The 20,355-nt window shown below is 70.6% G+C and carries 12 protein-coding genes; 8 read left to right on the top strand and 4 right to left on the bottom strand.

What is annotated here, in order from left to right:
• Nucleotides 1–69 precede the first annotated feature (69 nt).
• Entirely contained in the window at nucleotides 70–1,602 is a 1,533-nt protein-coding gene (locus ACIQM3_RS23950; RefSeq protein ID WP_401627371.1) for an aldehyde dehydrogenase family protein, read from the bottom strand.
• Nucleotides 1,603–1,896: 294 nt separating this feature from the next.
• Here ACIQM3_RS23950 and ACIQM3_RS23945 point away from each other — a divergent pair, with 294 nt between their 5' ends.
• Nucleotides 1,897–2,544, top strand: a complete 648-nt coding sequence (locus ACIQM3_RS23945; RefSeq protein ID WP_401627369.1) for a nitroreductase family protein — start codon at nucleotides 1,897–1,899, stop codon at nucleotides 2,542–2,544.
• A 69-nt stretch (nucleotides 2,545–2,613) separates the two neighbouring features.
• Here ACIQM3_RS23945 and yicI read toward each other — a convergent pair whose 3' ends face one another.
• Together yicI and ACIQM3_RS23935 are read right to left on the bottom strand one after the other, a co-directional pair.
• Nucleotides 2,614–4,881, bottom strand: coding sequence for an alpha-xylosidase (gene yicI, locus ACIQM3_RS23940; RefSeq protein WP_401627368.1), 2,268 nt, complete (start codon nucleotides 4,879–4,881; stop codon nucleotides 2,614–2,616).
• Nucleotides 4,878–7,760, bottom strand: coding sequence for a glycoside hydrolase family 3 C-terminal domain-containing protein (locus ACIQM3_RS23935; RefSeq protein WP_401627366.1), 2,883 nt, complete (start codon nucleotides 7,758–7,760; stop codon nucleotides 4,878–4,880). Before ACIQM3_RS23935 ends, yicI begins: the two co-directional genes overlap by 4 nt.
• A gap of 412 nt (nucleotides 7,761–8,172) precedes the next feature.
• Between ACIQM3_RS23935 and ACIQM3_RS23930 the strand changes: the two genes are divergently transcribed.
• The 7 genes from ACIQM3_RS23930 to ACIQM3_RS23900 are packed head-to-tail and all read left to right on the top strand — an operon-like array spanning nucleotide 8,173 to nucleotide 19,060.
• Nucleotides 8,173–9,846 carry an extracellular solute-binding protein gene (locus ACIQM3_RS23930; protein ID WP_401627364.1) on the top strand — a complete coding sequence of 558 codons (1,674 nt, stop codon included), beginning with the start codon at nucleotides 8,173–8,175 and terminating at the stop codon, nucleotides 9,844–9,846.
• Between the two features lies 1 nt (nucleotide 9,847).
• Nucleotides 9,848–10,864 (top strand): ABC transporter permease, encoded by a 1,017-nt coding sequence (locus tag ACIQM3_RS23925; protein ID WP_401627362.1) that lies wholly within the window; start codon nucleotides 9,848–9,850, stop codon nucleotides 10,862–10,864.
• A 5-nt stretch (nucleotides 10,865–10,869) separates the two neighbouring features.
• The gene (locus tag ACIQM3_RS23920; protein ID WP_401627450.1) at nucleotides 10,870–11,805 is read left to right on the top strand and encodes a carbohydrate ABC transporter permease; all 936 of its coding nucleotides are present in this window, start codon (nucleotides 10,870–10,872) and stop codon (nucleotides 11,803–11,805) included.
• Between the two features lie 55 nt (nucleotides 11,806–11,860).
• Nucleotides 11,861–14,098: a 1,4-beta-glucanase gene (locus ACIQM3_RS23915; RefSeq protein WP_401627360.1), complete on the top strand. Its 2,238-nt coding sequence runs from the start codon at nucleotides 11,861–11,863 to the stop codon at nucleotides 14,096–14,098.
• Nucleotides 14,099–14,126: 28 nt separating this feature from the next.
• On the top strand, nucleotides 14,127–16,103 hold the full coding sequence (locus ACIQM3_RS23910) for a beta-galactosidase (protein ID WP_401627359.1): 1,977 nt from the start codon (nucleotides 14,127–14,129) through the stop codon (nucleotides 16,101–16,103).
• Nucleotides 16,100–18,319, top strand: a complete 2,220-nt coding sequence (locus ACIQM3_RS23905) for a glycosyl hydrolase family 95 catalytic domain-containing protein (RefSeq protein ID WP_401627357.1) — start codon at nucleotides 16,100–16,102, stop codon at nucleotides 18,317–18,319. Before ACIQM3_RS23910 ends, ACIQM3_RS23905 begins: the two co-directional genes overlap by 4 nt.
• A gap of 33 nt (nucleotides 18,320–18,352) precedes the next feature.
• On the top strand, nucleotides 18,353–19,060 hold the full coding sequence (locus ACIQM3_RS23900; protein ID WP_401627355.1) for a hypothetical protein: 708 nt from the start codon (nucleotides 18,353–18,355) through the stop codon (nucleotides 19,058–19,060).
• 52 nt (nucleotides 19,061–19,112) lie between these two features.
• Here ACIQM3_RS23900 and ACIQM3_RS23895 read toward each other — a convergent pair whose 3' ends face one another.
• On the bottom strand, nucleotides 19,113–20,318 hold the full coding sequence (locus ACIQM3_RS23895; RefSeq protein WP_401627354.1) for an erythromycin esterase family protein: 1,206 nt from the start codon (nucleotides 20,316–20,318) through the stop codon (nucleotides 19,113–19,115).
• Nucleotides 20,319–20,355: the final 37 nt, after the last annotated feature.

Genomic DNA, 20,355 nt, shown 5'->3' with positions numbered 1-20,355 from the left:
TGCTCCTTCTGCAAGGTGCTGGCGTGTGCGTGGTGCTGCGAACAGCCGGGCGGGGAGGGGCGGTTGCGTTCAGCCGGCGAACCAGCGCTGCGGGCGCGGGTTGAGGTTCTGGTAGATGTGCTTGGACTCGCGGTACTCGGCGAGCCCGGTGGGGCCGAGCTCGCGGCCCGTGCCGGACTTGCCGAAGCCGCCCCACTCGGCCTGCGGGAGGTACGGGTGGTAGTCGTTGATCCAGACGGTGCCGTGCCGCAGCCGGCCGGCGACGCGCCGGGCGCGGCCCGCGTCGGTGGTCCACACGGCGCCCGCGAGGCCGTAGTCCGTGTCGTTGGCCAGCGTGACGGCCTCTTCCTCGGTACGGAAGGTCTCGACGGTGAGGATCGGGCCGAAGGTCTCCTCGCGGACCACCTTCATCTCCCGGTGGCAGCCGTCCAGGACGGTGGGCCGGTAGAAGTAGCCGCTCGCCGGCCTGACGTCCGAGGGCTCGGGGCGCGCTCCGCCGGAGCGGACGACCGCGCCCTCCTCGCGGGCGGACGCCACGTACGCCTCGACCTTGGCGAGTTGCTGCGCGGAGACCAGCGGGCCGCACTCGACGCCGTCGACGGTGCCCCGGCCGAGCCGGATCGCGTCGGCGCGGCGGGCGAGTTCGGTGACGAAACGGTCGCGGACGGACTCCTCGATGATGAGGCGGGCCCCGGCGGAGCAGACCTGGCCGCTGTGGAAGAACGCGGCGTTGAGCGCCTGGTCGACGGTGGTGTCGAAGCCTTCGTCGGTGGCGCAGGCGTCGGCGAACACGACGTTGGGGTTCTTGCCGCCGAGCTCCAGGGCGACCTTCTTGACCGTGGGCGCCGCGGCCTGGGCGACCTTCGTACCGCTGGCGAGCCCGCCGGTGAAGGAGACCAGGTCGACGTCCGGGTGTTCGGAGAGCCGGGCGCCGACGGGGTCGCCCGCGCCGGTGACGAGGTTGGCGGCACCGTCGGGCAGTCCTGCCTCGGCGAGCAGCCGGATCAGGTGGACGGTGGAGAGCGGGGTGACCTCGCTGGGCTTGAGCACGAAGGTGTTGCCCGCCGCGAGCGCCGGGGCGATCTTCCAGCTGGCCTGGAGCAGCGGGTAGTTCCACGGTGCGATCAGGGCGCAGACACCGACCGGCTCGTGCACGACGACGCTGTGGACATCGGGGTCGCCGGCGTCGACGACCCGGCCGCCGCTCTCGTTCATGACGAGGTCGGCGAAGTAGCGGAAGGCGTTGGTGACGTCGTCGACGTCGACGCGGCCCTCCTCCAGGGTCTTGCCGGTGTCGCGGCTCTCGGTGATCGCGATCTCCTCGCGGTCCCGCTGGAGGAGCCCGGCGACCCGGCGCAGCAGCTCGGCGCGCTCGGCGACGGGCCGGTGGGGCCAGGGGCCGTCGTCGAAGGCGCGACGGGCGGCGGCCACGGCCGCGTCGGTGTCCTCGGCGCCGCCCTCGGAGACGAGGGCCAGGACGGTGGCGTCGGCGGGGTCGAGGATCTCCCGGGTGGCTCCGGAGACGGCGGGGAGCCATGTTCCGTCGATGTGGACGGTCTCGAGCGCCGCCGCAGTGGGGGCCGACGATGTGGGAGCCGACATGTAGTGGTCTGCCTTCCGTGCCTGAATTGCTCCGCACCGGTCCGGCCGAGCACTGTCGTACGCAGGTGGCCGGGATGAGGGCGCACCAGCAGCCGGGAATCCTCTCCGGTCCGGCGGAATGTATGCCGAGAAACTCACCCTGGGTGACATGACTCACTGGCCGGAAACGAGAACGCGGGAGAAAGCGACACAATCCCGCAATATTTAATCTTCATGTAGATGATTGACTGGCAGACAAGCGTCTCCGTACCGGTGGTCCGCACGCCGGACCCCTGAGGAAACGAACGGAACCTCATGCCGCCGCTCGATCTGACCGCCGACGAAGTACTGACCACCACCAGGGCCGTCCGCAGACGGCTCGATCTGAACCGTCCGGTGGAACGCGAACTGATCGAGGAGTGTCTACAGCTCGCCACCCAGGCCCCCACCGGGCGCAACCGCCAGCGCTGGGACTTCGTCCTGGTCACGGACCCGGCCAAGCGTGCCGCGCTGGCGGATCTGTACCGGCTGGGCCTCTCCCGCCCTCGCGGACGGGTCGTCCAGGACGGCGTGAACCGCGGCGATCCGGTACGCGGGCAGCGGATCGCGGACAGCGCGCGGTACCTCTTCGACCACCTGCACGAGGTACCCGTGCTGCTCATTCCGTGCATCCGCGTCGAGGGACGTCACGAGACCGATTCGCACGTGGGGCAGGCGAACACCTGGGGATCGGTGCTGCCGGCCGTCTGGCAGTTCATGCTCGCCGCGCGTTCCCGGGGGCTGGGAACCGCCTGGACGACACCGCACCTGCACTACGAGCGTGAGGCGGCCGAGCTGCTCGGCATCCCGTACGGGAAGGTGCTCCAGGCCGCTCTGGTACCGGTCGCGCACACGATCGGCACGGACTTCCGCGCCGGGCCCCGTGTCGGCCCGGACGACATCACCCATTGGGACACCTGGTGAAACCCCGGCGGCCCGGAGCGTGAGAACGCTCCGGGCCGCCGGGGAAGCCTCTCGGGCCCGTCGTACGGGTCAGGCGACGGTCACCTTCCCGGCCCCCTCCCCCGACGCACCGGAGGCCTCCACGCTCACGCGGTACGGCAGACCGCTGCCCTCCACCGTGACGTGCACGCCGGTCGCGTCCCGTACGACACGGAACGTGGCCGCAGGGGCGCCGGTCAGGTCCGGCACGGTGACCGTGCGCTCGTCCGTGCCGGTGCCGAAGACCCGCAGGGTGAGGCCGCCCAGCCAGTCACCGTCCGGGCGCTGGTCGTCGGCGCCCCACGGCAGTACGGCGCCGTCCCTGACCAGCAGCGGCAGGCTGTCGAAGCCGTGCGTCTCGTGCCGCCAGGCGGGGCCGGTGACGCGCTCGCCGGTGAGCAGCGAGGTCCAGGTGCCCTCGGGGACGTAGTACTCGACCTCGCCGTCCTCCGTGAAGACCGGGGCGACCAGCAGGTCCGGGCCGAGCATGTACTGCCGGTCCAGGGTGCGGGAGGCGGGGTCGCCGGGGAACTCCGCCAGCATCGGCCGCATCATCGGGACGCCGGTACGGTGCGCTTCCACGGCCACTCCGTACAGATAGGGCATGAGCCGGTGCTTGAGCAGGGTGAACTTCCGTGCCACGTCGACGGCTTCCTCGCCGAACTCCCACGGCACCCGGTAGGAGACGTTGCCATGGAGCCGGCTGTGCGAGGAGAGCAGGCCGAAGGCGAGCCAGCGCTTGAATACGGCCGGGTCGGGGGTGCCCTCGAAGCCGCCGATGTCGTGGCTCCAGAAGCCGAAGCCGGACAGCGACAGGGAGAGACCGCCGCGCAGTGACTCCGCCATCGCCGTGAACGACGCGAAGCAGTCGCCGCCCCAGTGCACCGGGAACTGCTGCCCGCCCGCCGTCGCCGACCGGGCGAAGAGCACCGCCTCCCCCGCGCCCCGCTCCTTCTCCAGGAGCTCGAAGACGGTGCGGTTGTAGATCTGCGCGTAGTAGTTGTGCATCCGCTCCGGATCGGAGCCGTCGTGCCAGACGACGTCCGTGGGGATGCGCTCGCCGAAGTCCGTCTTGAAGCAGTCGACGCCCTGGTCGAGCAGCAGACGCAGCTTGTCGTCGTACCAGGCGCGGGCCGCCGGGTTGGTGAAGTCGACCAGTGCCATGCCCGGCTGCCACAGGTCCCACTGCCAGATGTCGCCGTTAACCCGCCGTACCAGGTAGCCCTGTTCGGCACCCTCCGCGAACAGAACCGACTTCTGGGCGATGTAGGGGTTGATCCACATGCTGATGCGCAGCCCGCGCTCCTTGAGGCGGGCCAGCATCCCCTCCGGGTCGGGGAAGACCTCGGGGTCCCAGAGGAAGTCCGACCACTGGTACTCGCGCATCCAGAAGCAGTCGAAGTGGAAGACGCTCAGCGGGATGCCGCGCTCGGCCATGCCGTCGACGAAGGAGGTGACGGTCCCCTCGTCGTAGGACGTGCAGAACGACGTGGTCAGCCAGAGGCCGAACGACCAGGCCGGCGGCAGTGCGGGCCTGCCGGTCAGGGCCGTGTAGCGGGACAGGACCTCCTTCGGGGTCGGGCCGGCGACGACGTAGTACTCCAGCGACTGGTCCTCGACGCTGAACTGCACCTGTCCGACGGACTCCGACCCGATCTCGAAGGAGACCTTGCCGGGGTGGTTGACGAAGACACCGTAGCCGCGTGAGGAGAGGTAGAACGGGATGTTCTTGTAGGCGAGTTCACTGCTGGTGCCACCGTCCGCCTGCCAGATGTCGACGGTCTGGCCGTTCTTCACGTACGGGGTGAAGCGTTCACCGAGGCCGTAGACGTTCTCGCCGACCTCCAGAGCGAGTTGGGCGATCATGTGGTGGATGCCGTCAGGTGTGGTCGCGAAGGCGGTCCCCTTCGGGTCCACACCGGTGAGGCGGCGTCCGTCGCCGTCGAGGAAGGTGATCCCCCAGGGCCCGTCGCCGTCCATGCGCAACGTCAGTGGCCCGCTGGTGAGTTCGGTGACCGCGCCGTCCCTGCGGGTGAGAGCCCCGGACCCCGTGGTTTTGTCCGCCAGGAGGGCGAAGTCCGGCCCGCGCCGGGCCCTGCCCGCGTGATGGGTGGTGCGTACGCCGATGACACCCTCGGCCGGGGAGAAGCATTCGACCGTGATCAGCGGGGTGTTGAGCGTGTCGCCGCGCGCGGCGACACGCTTGACCGACGCGTACGCGGTGAACCGGTCGGGGTCGACCCGCAGATCACGGATCTCGGTCGCGTAGGAGGCTCGGACGCCCTCACGCATCAGCCAGAAACCGTCGGTGAACCTCATGCGGTCTCCTTGCCGTGGATGACGTCGATGCGGGCGAGACGCATGGCCCCTGTGAGGTCGATACGCAGCCCCTGCACCCCCTGGATGCCGAGCGCGGTTTCGAGGACGCGGTAGTCGTACGGTCCGCCGGTATCCGGCAGCTGGAGCCCCAGGCTGCGGCCGTTCGCGTGCACGGTGATGGTCCCCTCCCCCGCGGCCAAAAACCTCAGGCCGTCCACTCCGTCGCCGAAGTCGCATGCCCGGTAGACGAGTTGTCCCTCGCCGTCGGCGGAGTCGGGCGTGACGGCGTCACCCTCCTTCTTCGTGCGGTCGACGATCTCCGTACCCCGCTGCCAGTCGTAGTCGGCGGCCTCCAGACCGTGCGCCGCCACCGGGCGCGGGCCCTGCGCTTCGCCGTCGATGGCCACCGTGGCGGTGAGCCGGATGTCGGCGCTCGACGCGCCGGCGAGGATCTCGTACGCGCCCGGCTCGACGGCCCACCGGCCGTGTGCCACGCTCCAGTACCCCAACTCCTCCACAGGCACGTCGAATTCGACCCGTTCCACCGCACCCGGCGCGAGGTGCAGCCTGCGATGGCCGACGAGCTTGCGCAGGGGCAGGTCCGTCTCCCCCGGCCCGGCCGCGCGGACGTAGAGCTGGGCCACCTCGTCGGCGGGGACACTGCCGTCGTTGGTGACGGTCAGCGACATCCGCAGGCGCTCGCCGTCCACCTCCGTCCGCAGCGCGGAGTAGGTGAAGTCGGCGTAGCCGAGGCCGTGTCCGAAGGGATAGAGCGGGGTGCCTTCGAAGTAGAGGTACGTCTGCCGGGAACCGATGATGTCGTAGTCGAACAGGCCGGGCAGGTCGTCGTCGCTCGCGTACCAGGTCTGCGGGAGACGGCCGGCCGGGGACACGTCGCCGGCGAGGACGCGGGCGAGCGCGGTGCCCGCGGCCTGGCCGCCGTGCGCCGTCCACAGCAGGGCTGGAAGCTCGTCCGCCGCGTCGCCGACCGCGTAGGGGTAGGCGGAGGTCAGGACGAGGACCGTACGCGGATTCGCGGCGTGCGCGGCACGCCACAGCCGGTCCTGCTGGCCGGGGAGGGCGAGGGTCGTGCGGTCCTCGGTCTCGCGGCCGTTGATGTGGGGGTCGTTGCCCGCGACGACGATGACGGTGTCGGCCGCCGCGGCGGCCCGGGCCACGGCGTCGGTGCCGTGCTCGACGGTCTCCCGCTCGAAGACCGTGGCGGCGTCCCGGGAAATCTTCTCGCCGGACTCGGCAACCTTCGCTCCGCCGGCGGCGACAGACACGTACCCACCGGTCCCGATGTGCAGAAGGCGGTGCCCGCCGTCGTGCCCCTCCACCGCTTCCAGGCGGAACGTCTCCTGGACGACCCAGCCGCCCGGCTCGTCCGCGGAGGCCCTGACGTATCCGTCGTCGGCGACGGAGAGGTACAGCCCGTCGTCGGTACGCAGGGTGAGAACGCCGTCGCCCCAGTCGACGAGGGCCAGTTCGGTGGCCTCCTCGCCGCAGGTCAGCGGGGGCAGATCGGTACGTCCGGCGAGGAGGGCCGGGTCGAGGGCGCCTTCCGAGCCGCGCGCCTCTCCGTCCGCCGCCCCTTCGGCCACGGGCACCTGGAGCCAGCCCTGGGAGCACTTCAGCCTGATCCGGTCCACACCCTCCGCGAAGAGGACGTTCTCGGCGCCGTACCGCTCGCGGATCCCGTCGAGCGGCGACGAGCGGTGCATGAGTGTCCCGCTGTACCAGTCGAGCTTGCAGGCGTCGCCGAGAAGCCCGACGACGGCGACGGTACGGCCGCGCTTCGGCTCCAGGGGCAGCAGGCTGTCGTTCTTCAGCAAAACGACGGCCTGCTCGGCGGCTTCCCGGGCGAGCGCCCGGTGCTCCTCGGTGTCCAGGGCGTCCACCTTCGCGTACGGATCGAGCTCCGGGTCGAACTCGCCGAGTGCGAAGCGCATGGTGAGCAGCCGGCGGACCGCCGTGTCGATGTCCCTCTCGTCGATGAGTCCCTTGGCGAGCGCGTCGCGGATGCGGCCGGTCATGACCGTGGAGTCCGTGCCGTGGTCGGTGAAGCTGTCGACGCCCGCCTTCAGAGAGGCCGCGGTGGCCTCCTCGTGGGTGTCGAAGTAGTGCTCGGAGTCGACCAGGTTGGAGGGCGCGCCCGCGTCCGAGCAGACGACCAGCGGCTGGTCGGTCCAGCGCCGCAGGTACTGGCCGAGGAGCGGCGAGACGTGGTTGGGGCGGCCGTTGACGAGGTTGTAGGCCGGCATGACCCCGGCGACGGCCCCCGCGCGTACGGCGTCGCGGAAGGCGCGCAGGTCGTACTCGTGCAGGACGCGCGGGCGGACCGAGGAGGAGGCGGTGTCGCGGTCGGTCTCGTTGTTGTGCGCGAGCCAGTGCTTGAGCACGGGGGCGGTGCGCCAGTAGTGGGGGTCCTCCCCGCGCAGCCCCCGGGTGTAGGCGACGGCGATGGCGGAGGTGAGGGCCGGGTCCTCGGAGTACCCCTCCTCGCCACGGCCCCACAGCGGGTGACGCAGCAGATTCACCGTCGGTGCCCAGACGTTGAGCCCGACACGGTCGTCCTGGGCGCGCTTGGCCCGTACTTCGTTGCCGACGGCCTCGCCGATCCGGCGGACCAGGTCGTCGTTCCAGGTGGCGCCGAGACCGACGGCCTGCGGGAAGACGGTGGCGGGCCCCATCCAGGCGACCCCGTGCAGGGCCTCCTGCCCGGTACGGAACGGGCCGAGACCCAGCCGCTCCACCGCGGGGGCGAACTGGTGCAGCATCGCGATCCGCTCGTCGAGCGTGAGCCGTCCCAGCAGATCGTCGGTGCGCCGGGAGAAGGACAGCTGCGGGTCGCGGAAGGGAAACGGATGGTCCGTCACGTGCGGGTCCCCTTGGAGAGGTGGGAGGTTTTCGGGCTCTGCGTGCGCCGAGTGGTCCTTCGACGCGAAGAGAAGATCTTTCGAAGCGCTTCGATGCTCCGTGGCCTACCCCTTAGGTGTCAAGGGCGTTGCCGCGTCGGAGAGCTCCCCCGGGCATACGGGAGCCGCACCATGGCGGGAAACGGTTCGGAAACAGGTCCGAGGAATATCGAAACGAGCTCTTGTGTGGCCGTGACCCTTCACTTAACCTCGCTGCAACATCGAAGCGCTTCGACGAGGCAGTCCGTTGACCGCTTCAGCTCAGCCGGTGCAGTGCCACCGGCTCGGCCGGTAACGCCCCCTACCTCAGACACAGGGCCGAGCGGCAATCGCCGCCGCGGGCCGTCCTGTTGCACCACGAAGGGTTGACCCCATGACGCCGAACTCCCCCTCCGCTCCCAGTCGGAGACGAATCCTCGCCTCCTCCGTGGTTGTCGCGGCAGCCGTGGGCGGCGGGATGCCGCTCCTCGCCGCCTGCGGCGGCGGTGCCGGCGGTTCGAAGAACGAGGGCACGACCACGGGCAAGAAGCTGAAGGACCTGCTTCCCACCTACGTGCCGTCGAAGGCGGTCACCCCGGACATCCCCAGCAAGAACGGTTCCGCGGTCGGATTCACCACCGCGCTCCCGGCCTCGGAGCTGGCGGTCTCGGTGCCGAAGAGGCTCGGCAAGGGCAGCGAGCTCACCGTCATGGCGCCGCTGTGGGGCACCTCGCCGGGTGAGGGCAACCCGTACTGGACGGCCATGGACGAGGCCGTCGGCGTCAAGGTCAAGTGGCAGAACCAGGACGGCAACGTCTACGGCCAGAAGCTCGGCGCGGTGCTCGCCTCCAGCAGCATCCCGGACGCCGTCGTCGTCCCCGGCTGGGAGCTTGGCGGCAAGATACCGTCCGCCATCGCCAACAAGTTCGCCGACCTCGGCCCCTACCTCTCGGGCGACAAGGTCAAGGCCTACCCGAACCTGGCTGCCATCCCCACCGGCGCCTGGCAGCGCGGGGTCTTCGCCGAGAAGCTGCGCGGCCTGCCCATGCCGGCCGAGGCGACCCCGAACATCACCCCCTTCTACCGCGCGGACATCTTCGAGGAGAAGGGGTACGAGGTCCCGACCACCACGCAGGAGTTCTACGACCTCTGCAAGGAGATCAACGCCCCGAAGAGCAAGGTGTGGGCGTGCAGCGACATGACCTGGTCGGCGTTCGTCTTCTTCGGCGTGCTGCCGGAGAAGCCGTACTACTGGAAGCTCGTCGACGACAAGCTGGTCAACCGCTACGAGACCGACGAGTACCTCGAGGCCCTGGAGTGGTCGCGCTCCCTGTACTCGGCGGGCTTCGTGCACCCCGACGCGAAGGCCGAGACGGGTGACATGCGGACCACCTTCTCGTCCGGCAACGCCCTCATGTACAACGCCGACATCTCGGACTGGTACGCGGCCACCGCGATCCAGCGGCTGGACAAGCCGGGCTTCCGCATGGGGGCGATGGACTTCTTCGCCCATGACGGTGGCGACCCGGTCATCTACGAGGCCGCGCCCTCCAACATCTGGTGCTTCGTCAACAAGAACGCGGACAAGAAGACGATCGAGGACATCCTCGCCCTCGCCAACTACACCGCCGCTCCCTACGGCACCAAGGAGCAGCGCCTGAAGGCGTACGGCATCGAGGGCACCCACCACACCCTCAAGGACGGTGTGCTCACCAAGACGGAGAAGGGCAACAACCAGGTCTTCGCCACCTACGAGTACGTCGCCACCTCGGCCCCGTTCCGGGCCTACCCCGACCACCCCGACGTCGCCAAGGGCGTCATCGAATGGCAGCAGCGTCAGGGTGCACACCTGAAGAAGCCGCTCTTCCACGGCATGCAGATCCAGGAGCCGACCCGCTACACCGAGCTCAACGCGCAGTTCGAGGACCTGGAGAAGGACATCGTGCGCGGCCGCAAGAAGGTCAGCGACATGCAGCAGCAGGTCTCGGACTGGAAGACCAAGGGCGGCGACAAGCTTCGCGACTGGTACAAGAAGCTGCTCGACGAGACCGGCGAGTCGGCTTCCTGACATGTCACTGAGCACAGAGGACCGGCGCGCGCAGGAGTCACGGACGCCGCCGGTCAAGACACGGGCGGCCGGCGGCGGGCCCCTCGCCACGAAGGTGCCCCTGCGGCACCGGCTGCGCAGGGATCGCACCCTGCTGCTGATGACCCTGCCGGCGATGCTGCTTCTGCTGGTCTTCGCGTACGTCCCGCTCGCGGGCAACGTCGTCGCCTTCCAGGACTACGACCCGTACATCGCGGACAACGCGTTCCAGGCCATCGCGCAGAGCCCCTGGGTCGGGTTCGAGTGGTTCCAGCAGATGGTGGACGACCGGCTGTTCTGGTCCGCGCTGCGGAACACGCTGGCGATCTTCCTCCTGCAGCTGACCCTGTTCTTCCCGGTGCCGGTCCTGCTCGCGCTGTTCATCAACAGCTTCGTGCGGCCCCGGGTCCGGGCGGTGGCGCAGGCGATCCTCTACCTGCCGCACTTCTTCTCGTGGGTCCTGGTCGTGACTGTGTTCCAGCAGATGTTCGGCGGGGCCGGGCTCATCGCGCAGACGCTGCGGGAGCACGGTCACGAGGGCATCGACCTGATGACCGACCCCGGTCTGTTCAAGTTTCTGATCACCTTCGAGATGATCTGGAAGGACGCCGGCTGGGGCGTCATCGTCTTCCTCGCCGCCCTGGCGGCGGTCAGCCCCGACCTGTACGAGGCGAGCGCCATGGACGGCGCGAACCGCTGGCGCCGGATGTGGCACATCACCCTGCCCGCCCTGCGCCCCGTCGTGGCCCTGCTGCTGGTGCTCCAGGTCGGCAACGCGCTGACCGTGGGCTTCGAGCAGATCCTGCTCCAGCGCACGGCGGTCGGCCCGGGCGCCTCGGAGGTGCTGGACACCTACGTCTGGAACGTCGGCCTCACCAACGGCGGATTCAGCTACGCGGCGGCCGTCGGGATCGTCAAGGGAATCTTCGGTCTGCTGCTGGTCCTCGGAGCCAACAAGGTCGCCCATCTCATGGGTGAGCAGGGGGTGTACAAGAAGTGAGCAGCCTGCTCTCCGGACTGACCGGCTTGGCCGGTGTGAAGCCGGGTACGCGCGGCCGGCTGCGCCCGGTGTGGGAGGAGGAACCGTCGAGGACGGGTCTCGCCTCCAAGGGCGTGGTCCTGGTCCTGATCTGCCTGGCGGTCCTCTTCCCACTGTGGGTGGTGATCGTCACCAGTCTCTCCTCGGTGAGGGCCATCACCGAGGCGGGCGGGCTGGTGGTGATCCCGCGCGGCGTCACCTTCGTCGCCTACCAGGAGCTCCTCGGCGGCGGCCAGGTCACCCGGGCCACCGTGATCAGCCTCTGTGTGACGGTGGTCGGGACGCTCTTCAGCATGACGGTGTCCATCATGTGCGCGTACGGCCTTTCGCGTACCGGGTCCGTGCTGCACCGGCCGCTGCTGGTGTTCATGCTCGCCACGATGTTCTTCGGGGCGGGTCTCATCCCCACCTATCTGGTGGTCCAGGGGCTCGGTCTCACCGACTCCTATCTGGCGCTGATCCTGCCGAGCGCGCTGAACGTCTTCAACATCCTGGTCCTGCGCGCCTTCTTCATGAGTACGGCCCAGGAGCTCATCGAGAGCGCCCGGATCGACGGGGCAGGCGACTTCCGCATCCTGTGGCAGATCGTCATGCCGCTGTCCCGCGCGGTCATCGCCGTGATCACGCTGTTCTACGCGGTCGGCTACTGGAGCGCCTGGTTCAACGCGTCCATCTACATCAGCGACCCGCAGATGCTGCCGCTGCAGAACGTGATGAACCAGCTGGTCCTCAAGCAGGAGCGCCCCACCGGCCTCGCCCAGGCCATCAACACCGGCCATCTGTCGCCGCTCGCCATCCAGATGGCGGTCATGGTGCTGGCTCTGATCCCGGTCGCGTTCCTGTCGCCGTTCGTCCAGAAGCACTTCAAGGAAGGCATGCTCACCGGCGCCGTCAAGGGCTGAGCTCCGTCCCTGACCCGCATCCACCCGTCACTCCCCGAACCGGAGGGTCTTCGTCATGCGCGCTTCGCCCGTTCCGCAGCCAGAACCCGCACCGCGTCCCCGCCGCCGAACCGTCCTGGCCGGTGCGGCGGTGGCCGCGGCCGCGGCCACCGTGCTGCCGGCGGCGGGCGCGGCCAAGGCCTCCCGGCGGCCCGCGAAGACGCAGCCGCACCGCTGGCGCACCGCGGCGATCGGCGGTACGGGCTTCGTGACGGGCATCCTGTTCCATCCCGCCGTGCGGGGTCTCGCCTACGCCCGCACGGACATCGGCGGCGCCTACCGGTGGGACGACCGGAGGTCCCGGTGGACCCCGCTCATCGACCACATCGGCTGGGACGACTGGAATCTGCTGGGCGTCGAGGCGATGGCCGTCGACCCGGCACATCCGGACCGGCTGTACCTGGCGCTGGGGACGTACACGCAGGCGTACGCCTCCCCGGGTGCGGTGCTCAGGTCCGAGGACCGTGGCGCGACGTGGGCGCGCACGGATCTCACCGTGCGGCTGGGGGCCAACGAGGACGGCCGGGGCTGCGGCGAACGGCTCCTCGTCGATCCCCGCGACAGCGGGACCCTCTGGCTCGGCACACGCCACGACGGGTTGCTGCGCTCCACGGACCGGGGCGCCACCTGGGCCGCCGACGGCTCCTTCCCCGCCGTCCCGTCGGCGAGCGGCCAGGGCGTCTCCCTGCTGGTGGCGGCCGGCCGGACGGTGTACGCGGGCTGGGGGGACGGCGGCACGGCCCTCTACCGGAGAGACGGCTCCGGCGGCTGGGAGGCCGTCCCCGGGCAACCGTCCGCCGGAGCATCGGTGAAGGTGCCGGTCCGCGCGGCGTACGACGCGGGCACCCGGTCGCTGTACGTGAGTTACGCGGACGGGCCGGGCCCGAACAACCAGTCCGACGGCTCGGTGCACCGGCTGGACACGGTGACGGGGGTCTGGACCGACGTGACGCCGGTGGCACCGGGCGCCGGCGATGCGTTCGGGTACGGCGGGGTGGCCGTGGACGCGTCCCGCCCCGGCACCGTCGTGGTCTCCACGAACAACCGCTGGGGCCCCGTGGACACCCTGTTCCGCTCCACGGACGGCGGGGCGAGCTGGACCTCGCTCAAGGACACAGCGGTGCTCGACGTCTCGGAGACCCCGTATCTGAAGTGGGGCGGCGAGCCCAAGTTCGGCTGGTGGATCCAGGCCGTTGCCGTCGACCCGTACGACACGCGGCACATCCTGTACGGCACCGGCGCCACCGTCTACGGGACACGCGACCTGGTGCATTGGGCCCCGGAGATCCGAGGCCTGGAGGAGTCGGCGGTGCGCCAGCTCATCGCACCGCCCTCGGGTGCCCGGCTGCTCAGCGGTCTGGGTGACATCGGGGTCATGTATCACGACTCCCTGACCGCCTCTCCGTCGCGCGGCATGGCGTCGAACCCCGTGTTCGGCACGGCGACCGGACTCGCCCTGGCCACCCTGAAGCCGTCGTACGTCGTGCGGACGGGCTGGCCCTCGGGCTCCGGCTCGGCCGGCGCGTACTCCCGCGACGGCGGGGCCAGCTGGCAGCCGTTCGCCTCCCAGCCGTCCATCGCCCCTTCGGCCCCCGGCCCGGTGGCGGTCTCCGCCGACGGGGCGACGCTGCTGTGGTCGTTCGTCCACTGGGACGGCACGAAGTACGCCGCGCACCGCTCCACGGACGGCGGCGCGACCTGGGCCGAGGTGGCCACGTTCCCCAAGGGCGGCACTCCGGTCGCCGACCCGCTCGATCCGGCGCGTTTCTACGTCTACGACACGGACTCGGGCGGCGTCTTCCTCTCCACGGACAGGGGCGCGACCTTCACCGAAGGTGCGACGGGCCTCCCTTCGGGGGATGTGCAGTTCCGCATCGCTGCGGCGCCGGGGCGCTCCGGCGATCTGTGGCTGTCCGCCAAGGACGACGGGCTGCTGCGCTCGACGGACGGCGGCCGCACGTTCACCACGGTGGTGGGCTGCCAGGCCTCGCACGCCCTCGGATTCGGGAAGGCCGCCCCGCGGAAGGGGCGCGCCGGTTACCCGGCGGTCTTCCAGACCGGACGGGTCTCCGCGACGCACGACGGCGTGGCCGTGCTCCGCTCGGACGACGCGGGCGTGACCTGGGTCCGCATCAACGACGACGCCCATCGCTGGGGGTGGACGGGTGAGGTCATCACTGGCGATCCCCGTGTCCACGGCCGTGTCTATCTGGGCACCAACGGCCGCGGAATCCAGTACGCAGACCCCCAGTAGAGACTCCCCGTAGAGGAACGAGACGTCCATGCCGTCCCTGCACGACGCCACCCGTGGCCGCGTCCTCTTCGGAGGCGACTACAACCCCGAGCAGTGGCCCGAGGAGGTGTGGGCCGAAGACGTACGGCTGATGAGGGAGGCCGGGGTCAACTCCGTCACCGTCGGGGTCTTCTCCTGGGCGATGATCGAACCGCGCCCAGGGGCCCGCGAGTTCAGCTGGCTCGACCGGCTGCTGGACCTGCTGCACGCCCACGGTATCGGCGTCGTGCTCGCCACCCCCACGTCCTCACCGCCGCCGTGGATGGGAGCGCTCCACCCGGACACACTGCCGCGCACCGAGGACGGTTCGGTCGTCAACTACGGTTCCCGGCAGCACTTCTGTCCGAGCTCGCCGGTGTACCGCCGCTATGCCACGGCGCTCACCGAGGACCTCGCCGCGCGGTACGCGAACCATCCGGCGCTCACCGTCTGGCACATCAACAACGAGTACTGCACGCACTGCTGGTGCGACGCGACCGCCGCCCATTTCCGCCGCTGGCTGTCCTCCCGGTACACCACCCTGGACGCACTCAACGAGGCCTGGGGTACGGCGTTCTGGAGTCAGCGCTACGACACCTGGGCGGAGGTCCTGCCGCCGCGCCGGGCGCAGTACATGCGCAATCCGGCGCAGGAGCTGGACTTCAAGCGGTTCACCTCCGACGCCCTGATGGAGTGCTACACCGCCGAGCGGGACATCGTCGCCCGGCGCACCCCGCACATCCCGGTGACGACCAACTTCATGCCGCTGTGGTCGGGCCAGGACGCCTGGGCCTGGGCGGCGCAGGAGGACATCGTCTCCGTCGACGTCTACCCGGATCCGACGGACCCGCGGGGCGGCCAGTACAACGCGATGCTCGCCGACATGACCCGCTCGCAGGCCCGTGGGCCGTGGATGGTGATGGAGCAGGCGGCCGGGCCGGTCAACTGGCGCGCGGTCAACCACCCCAAGCCGGCCGGTCTCAACCGGCTCTGGTCGATGCAGTCGGTGGCCAGGGGCGCGGACGCCCTCTGCTACTTCCAGTGGCGGCAGTCCCGGCAGGGCGCCGAGAAGTTCCACTCCGGGATGCTGAGCCATGCCGGTGAGCACGGCCGCACCTTCCTCGAGGTCAAGCGCATCGGCGCCGAACTCGCCCTGATCGGCGGAGAGGTGAGCGGGACCGAGGTCCCCGCCGAAGTCGCCGTGCTGCACGACTGGGACGCCTGGTGGTCCAGCACCCAGGAGGGGCGGCCGTCCTCCCTCGTCTCGTACACGGAGCTGGTCCAGGCGTGGCACCGAGGCCTGTGGGAGGGCGGGATCAGCACGGAGTTCGCCCGGCCCGACGCCGATCTGAGCGCGTTCCGCATGGTGCTCGTGCCGCAGCTCCAGCTCCTCTCCGACGCGGCGACGGACAACCTCGTCGCCTATGTGCGAGGTGGCGGCACCCTCGTGTGCGGGTTCTTCACCGGCGTCGTGGACGTGGACGACCGGATCAGGCCGGGTGGCATGGACAGTCGGCTGCGTGAGCTGTTCGGTATCCGTACGGTGCACGAGTGGTGGCCCCTGGACGAGGGCACGACGGTGGAGTGCGACGGCTTCCGCTCCACCCTGTGGTCGGAGGAGCTGGAACCCGACGGCAGCGCTGAGACGGTGTCCGCGTACCGCGGCGGGGAACTGGGCGGGCTTCCGGCCGTGCTCCGCAAGGGCACCGCGTGGTACGTATCGACGCTCCCCGAGCCCGAGGCGCTGCGCGGTCTGCTCGGCCGGGCGGCTGCCGGGGCCGGCGTGCGCCCCGTGCTGGAAGGGCTTCCGGCCGGTGTCGAGGCGGTGCGGCGCGGCGGGCTGCTCTTCCTCCTGAACCACGGCCGCTCCCCGGCCGGGGTGAAACTGCCGGGCCGCCACGTCGACCTGCTCACGGGTGCCGAGTCCGAGGGCGCTGTCGAGCTGGAGCGCTACGGCGTGGCTGTACTCAGAGACGCTTCCGCATGATCGACGGCACGTGGGAGCCCTGCCCCGCCACCCGCTGGGAGGACGCGTTCCTCAGCGGCAACGGCCGTCATGGGGCGATGGTGTACGGCGATCCCGCGGACGACCAGGTGATCGTGAACCATCACTGCCTCGTGCGGCCCAACGGCAGCGAGGACCTTCGGCCACCGGAGCTCGCCGACGGTCTCGGCCGTCTCCAGGACGCGCTCCTGGCCGGCGACACGACCGCGGCCGAGGACTTCGGCGCGGGCCGTCCACTGGTGTGGGTGCAGCCGTTCCATCCGGCGTTCCGGTCGCGTGTGCGGCGGGCCCGGGGGCTGCACGAGGCGGTCGCCGGATACAGGCGCGAGGTCGACTTCACTACGGGTGAGGTGACCGCGTCGTACGAGGCGTGGCGCAGCAGCGTCTTCGTGTCGCGGGCCGACGACGTGATCGTCCAGCACGTCACCGACCTCGGGCTGACCGCCGACCTCGTCCTGGACCACTCGCTGCCGGGCGCCCCCGCGCATCTGGCGGTCGGCCGCTCCACCGTGCTGACCCCGGAGGGCGCGCACCTGGCTCTGCTGGTGGGCTATCCGGGCAGCGAGCTCGGGTACACGGGAGTCACGGTGGCGCGGGTGGACGGCGGCCGGGTGTCGGTGGCCGGCGAGGGGATCCGGATCGAGGGGGCGCAGAGCCTCACCCTGACGACCCGGGTCGTCAGGGGGCCCGGCCGTCCGGACCTCGGGGAGCTGTGGGCCGCGCTGCCGCGCGACGACTACGCCACGCTCCTGGACCGCCACCGGCCGCTGCACCGGGCCGCGTACGGCCGGGCCTCCCTCGCGCTGAGGGACGCGGCGCCGGAGCGGGAGCTGGCCGGCAGCGAGCTGCTGCGCGCCCCGAAGTCTCCGGCGCTCCTGGAACGGCTCTTCGCGGCGGGCCGCTACCACCTGCTGTCCTCCTCAGGGGTGCTGCCGCCCCGGCTGACCGGTCTGTGGACCGGAGACTGGGACACCGCCTGGTCCGGGGCCTTCACCACGAACGCCAACCTCAACCTGCAAATCTCCTCCGCCGCGACAGCCGACCTCCCGGAGGTCACCGAGGCCCACGCCGCCCTGGTCCAGGGGCAGTTGCCGGACTGGCGGGACAACGCCCGGGCGCTCTTCGGTGCCCGGGGCATCGTCGCGCCGTCCCACACGGACGGCGCCTCGGGCCATACCCGGCACTTCCAGCGCGCCTATCCGCTGCATCTGTGGACGGCCGGTGCGGACTGGCTGCTGCAACCCCTGCTGGAGCACGCCGAGGTGACGACGGGCGCCCCGGACGCCGTTCTGACCGCTGCTCTCGTCGAAGCGGCGCTGTTCTACGAGGACTTCCTCAGCCGCGAGGACCCGGACGGGAACGTGGCCGTCGTGCCCTCGTACTCCCCGGAGAACCGGCCGGCCAACGCGAGCTGGGGCACGGTGAACGCGACGATGGACATCGCGGCAGCCCGCCACGCCCTGACGACGGCCGCCGAGCACGCCCCCGGTCACCCGTCGGCCGGACTCTGGCGGTCGCTCGCGGCCAGGCTCCCGGCGTATTTGGTGAACGAGGACGGGGCGCTCGCCGAGTGGGGGTGGCCGGGTCTGCGCGAGACGTACGACCACCGCCACCTGAGCCACCTCTACCCGGTGTGGCCGCTGGACGGGATCAATCCGTACGACACCCCGGAGCTGGCCGCGGCCGCACACCGCGCGCTGGAGCTGCGCGGGTCGGAGAACGACTCCGCCCACGGCCATCTGCACCACGCGTTGATCGCGGCCCGGCTGCGGGACCCGTCCCGGGTGTCGGCGGCCCTGGACGCGGTGCTGGGCGGCGACTTCTTCCACGACTCCCTGATGAGCGCTCACTACCCGTCCCGGAACGTCTACAACGCGGACGCGGCACACACCCTGCCCGCGGCCGTGATCGAGTCACTCGTCCAGTCGGCACCCGGCCGCCTGGTCCTGCTGCCGGCCCCGCCGGCGGCGTACCCGGCGGGCGAACTCCGGGGCGTGCGCACGCGGTTCGGCGCGCACCTCGACCTGCGGTGGTCGGAGGACGGCGCCTCCGCCGTGCTGCGTCCCACCCGCGACGCCCGCGTCGATCTGCGTACGGGCGACGGGTTCGCCCTCACCGAGACCTCCGCCGGGAACCCCCCGGCTCCGCTGGAGCTGACGGCCGGCGTGGACCGCGTCCTCACCCTGGGGGCGCGGTAGCAGTCCTCCATCCCCACATGGAAGGAACACCCCATGGCACGAACCACCCTGACCAGGCTGCTCCTGGCGCCGACGGCGGCCGTGGCCGCGCTCATCGGCTTCGCGGCGGCTCCGGCCCACGCCGCGATCTGGACCTCGTCGGAGCAGTGGGGCAACTACACCACGTCCGACGGCTACATCCTCTACAACAACATCTGGGGTTCCGGAGCGGGCTCCCAGACCATCTGGGCCAACTCGTCGAGCAACTGGGGCGTGACGGCGAACCACCCGGACACCGGTGGCATCAAGTCGTACCCGAACGCCAAGAAGATCGTGAACAAGCCGATCACGTCGCTCTCGTCGCTGACCAGCGACTACAACGTGACCGTCCCGTCGTCCGGTGCGTACAACACGTCGTACGACATCTGGGACACCGACTACGACTACGAGGTCATGCTCTGGGTGAACTACAACGGTGCCGTCGGCCCGCTCGGCACCTCCCAGGGAACCGCCACTCTCGGCGGCCACACCTGGGCCGTCTACAAGGGCGACAACGGCGCCAACGAGGTCTTCTCGTTCCTGCGGACCTCCGACTCGTCCGCGGGCACCGTGGACATCCTGCCGATCCTGAAGTGGATCAAGGACACGAAGGGCTGGTGGGGTGACGAGACCATCGGTGACGTCCAGTTCGGCTACGAGATCACGTCGTCGTCCGGCGGGCTGGACTTCGTGACCAACGACTTCGACGTCTCGTCGGGCTGATGCGGCCGGGGCGGGCCGGGGGGACGCCCCCGGCCCGTCCTCCGGGCCGGTGTCACCGGTTCCGCGGGACGTCCTTGACGAACACGAGGCCGTCGCCTGCCGCCAGGTGGGCCGGGTCGAGCGGGGCGTAGCCGAACCCGGGGGACTCACGGCGCGCCGGCAGTGGGCCGCCGAGGGCGGTGGCCAACCGCGGGGCGTCGATGACGCAGCGGTCCTCCGGGAGCCCGTACAGGATCCCCTCGACGGTGTCCGGTGGCGGGGTGCCCACTCCCTGGTGCCGGATCGTGCCGAGCGCCGTGGCCACAAAGGCGTACTCCTCGCCCAGCCGGGCGCTCACCAGCGCACCGGCGCTCCACCACTCGACCGGCCCCTGCCACATCTGCATCGTGCTCTTCTCCCGCTGGAGATGGGAGTTGTGGGCGTGGACGAACGCCGGTCCGCGCGCGGCGACGGCGAGGAGGTTGTGGGCCATCATCTGGTCCCGCAGCGCGCACAGCCGGGTCATGCGGGCCGGGGAGGTGTCGGCCATCCAGTGGTGGTAACGCAGCAGGCCGGTGGCGGTCCGGCCGTACAGGCGCGCCCGGTCCAGGTCGTCCGGCGTGGTCGCCGTGACCAGGTGCGGCGTCTGTGTGTCGAGCAGTGCCACCAGGTCGTCGGCGATCAGCCGCAGCCGGCCGGCGTCGGCCGACTGCCCCACGGACCGGGGCGGGTCCGTCATCGCGGCTGGGTCGGTCCAGCGATCGTCGGCCCCGAGCAGACCGTCGAGCGCTTCGGCGGTGCACGGGAGAAGTTCGGCGTCCACCTGGGCCGCGAGGTAGCCGTGGAGCTCGGTGAGGGCCTGGCGTGGGCTCGCGGCGGCGGTGATCTCCAGCGGGCCGTCGAACCCCGCGAAGCGGAGCTGCTCGGACGCGGGCCGGCCGTCGTTGTGGGCGTGCATCCAGCGCACGAGCTCGCGATCGGCCGCGGAGGTGCCCCAGCCGTGGCTGAACCCGTGGTCCATGACCTCGTCGAGAGTGCCCGCGCCCGAGGTGACGTAGTCGTCGACGACCAGGCCCGCCATGCAGTCGCTCTCGATCGCGATCGTCCGGCAGCCCTCCTGCTCGACGAGCTGCCGGAAGAGCTCGTTCCGCAGGTCGAGCAGAGTCTCCTCGCCGTGGGTGGGCTCGCCCAGGGCGAGCAGCCGGGGCCGGACAGGGAGCAGCCTCATCACAGCGGCGGCCTCGACGGCATGAACGGTGTCCTTGATGTCAGTAGCCATGCCTTCAACGCTATCTTTGAACCCTCGGTGGAAACTC

This window comes from Streptomyces sp. NPDC091271, from assembly GCF_044757505.1.
In the GTDB taxonomy this organism is placed as follows: domain Bacteria; phylum Actinomycetota; class Actinomycetes; order Streptomycetales; family Streptomycetaceae; genus Streptomyces.
This window is presented reverse-complemented; position numbering and strand designations above follow the sequence as displayed.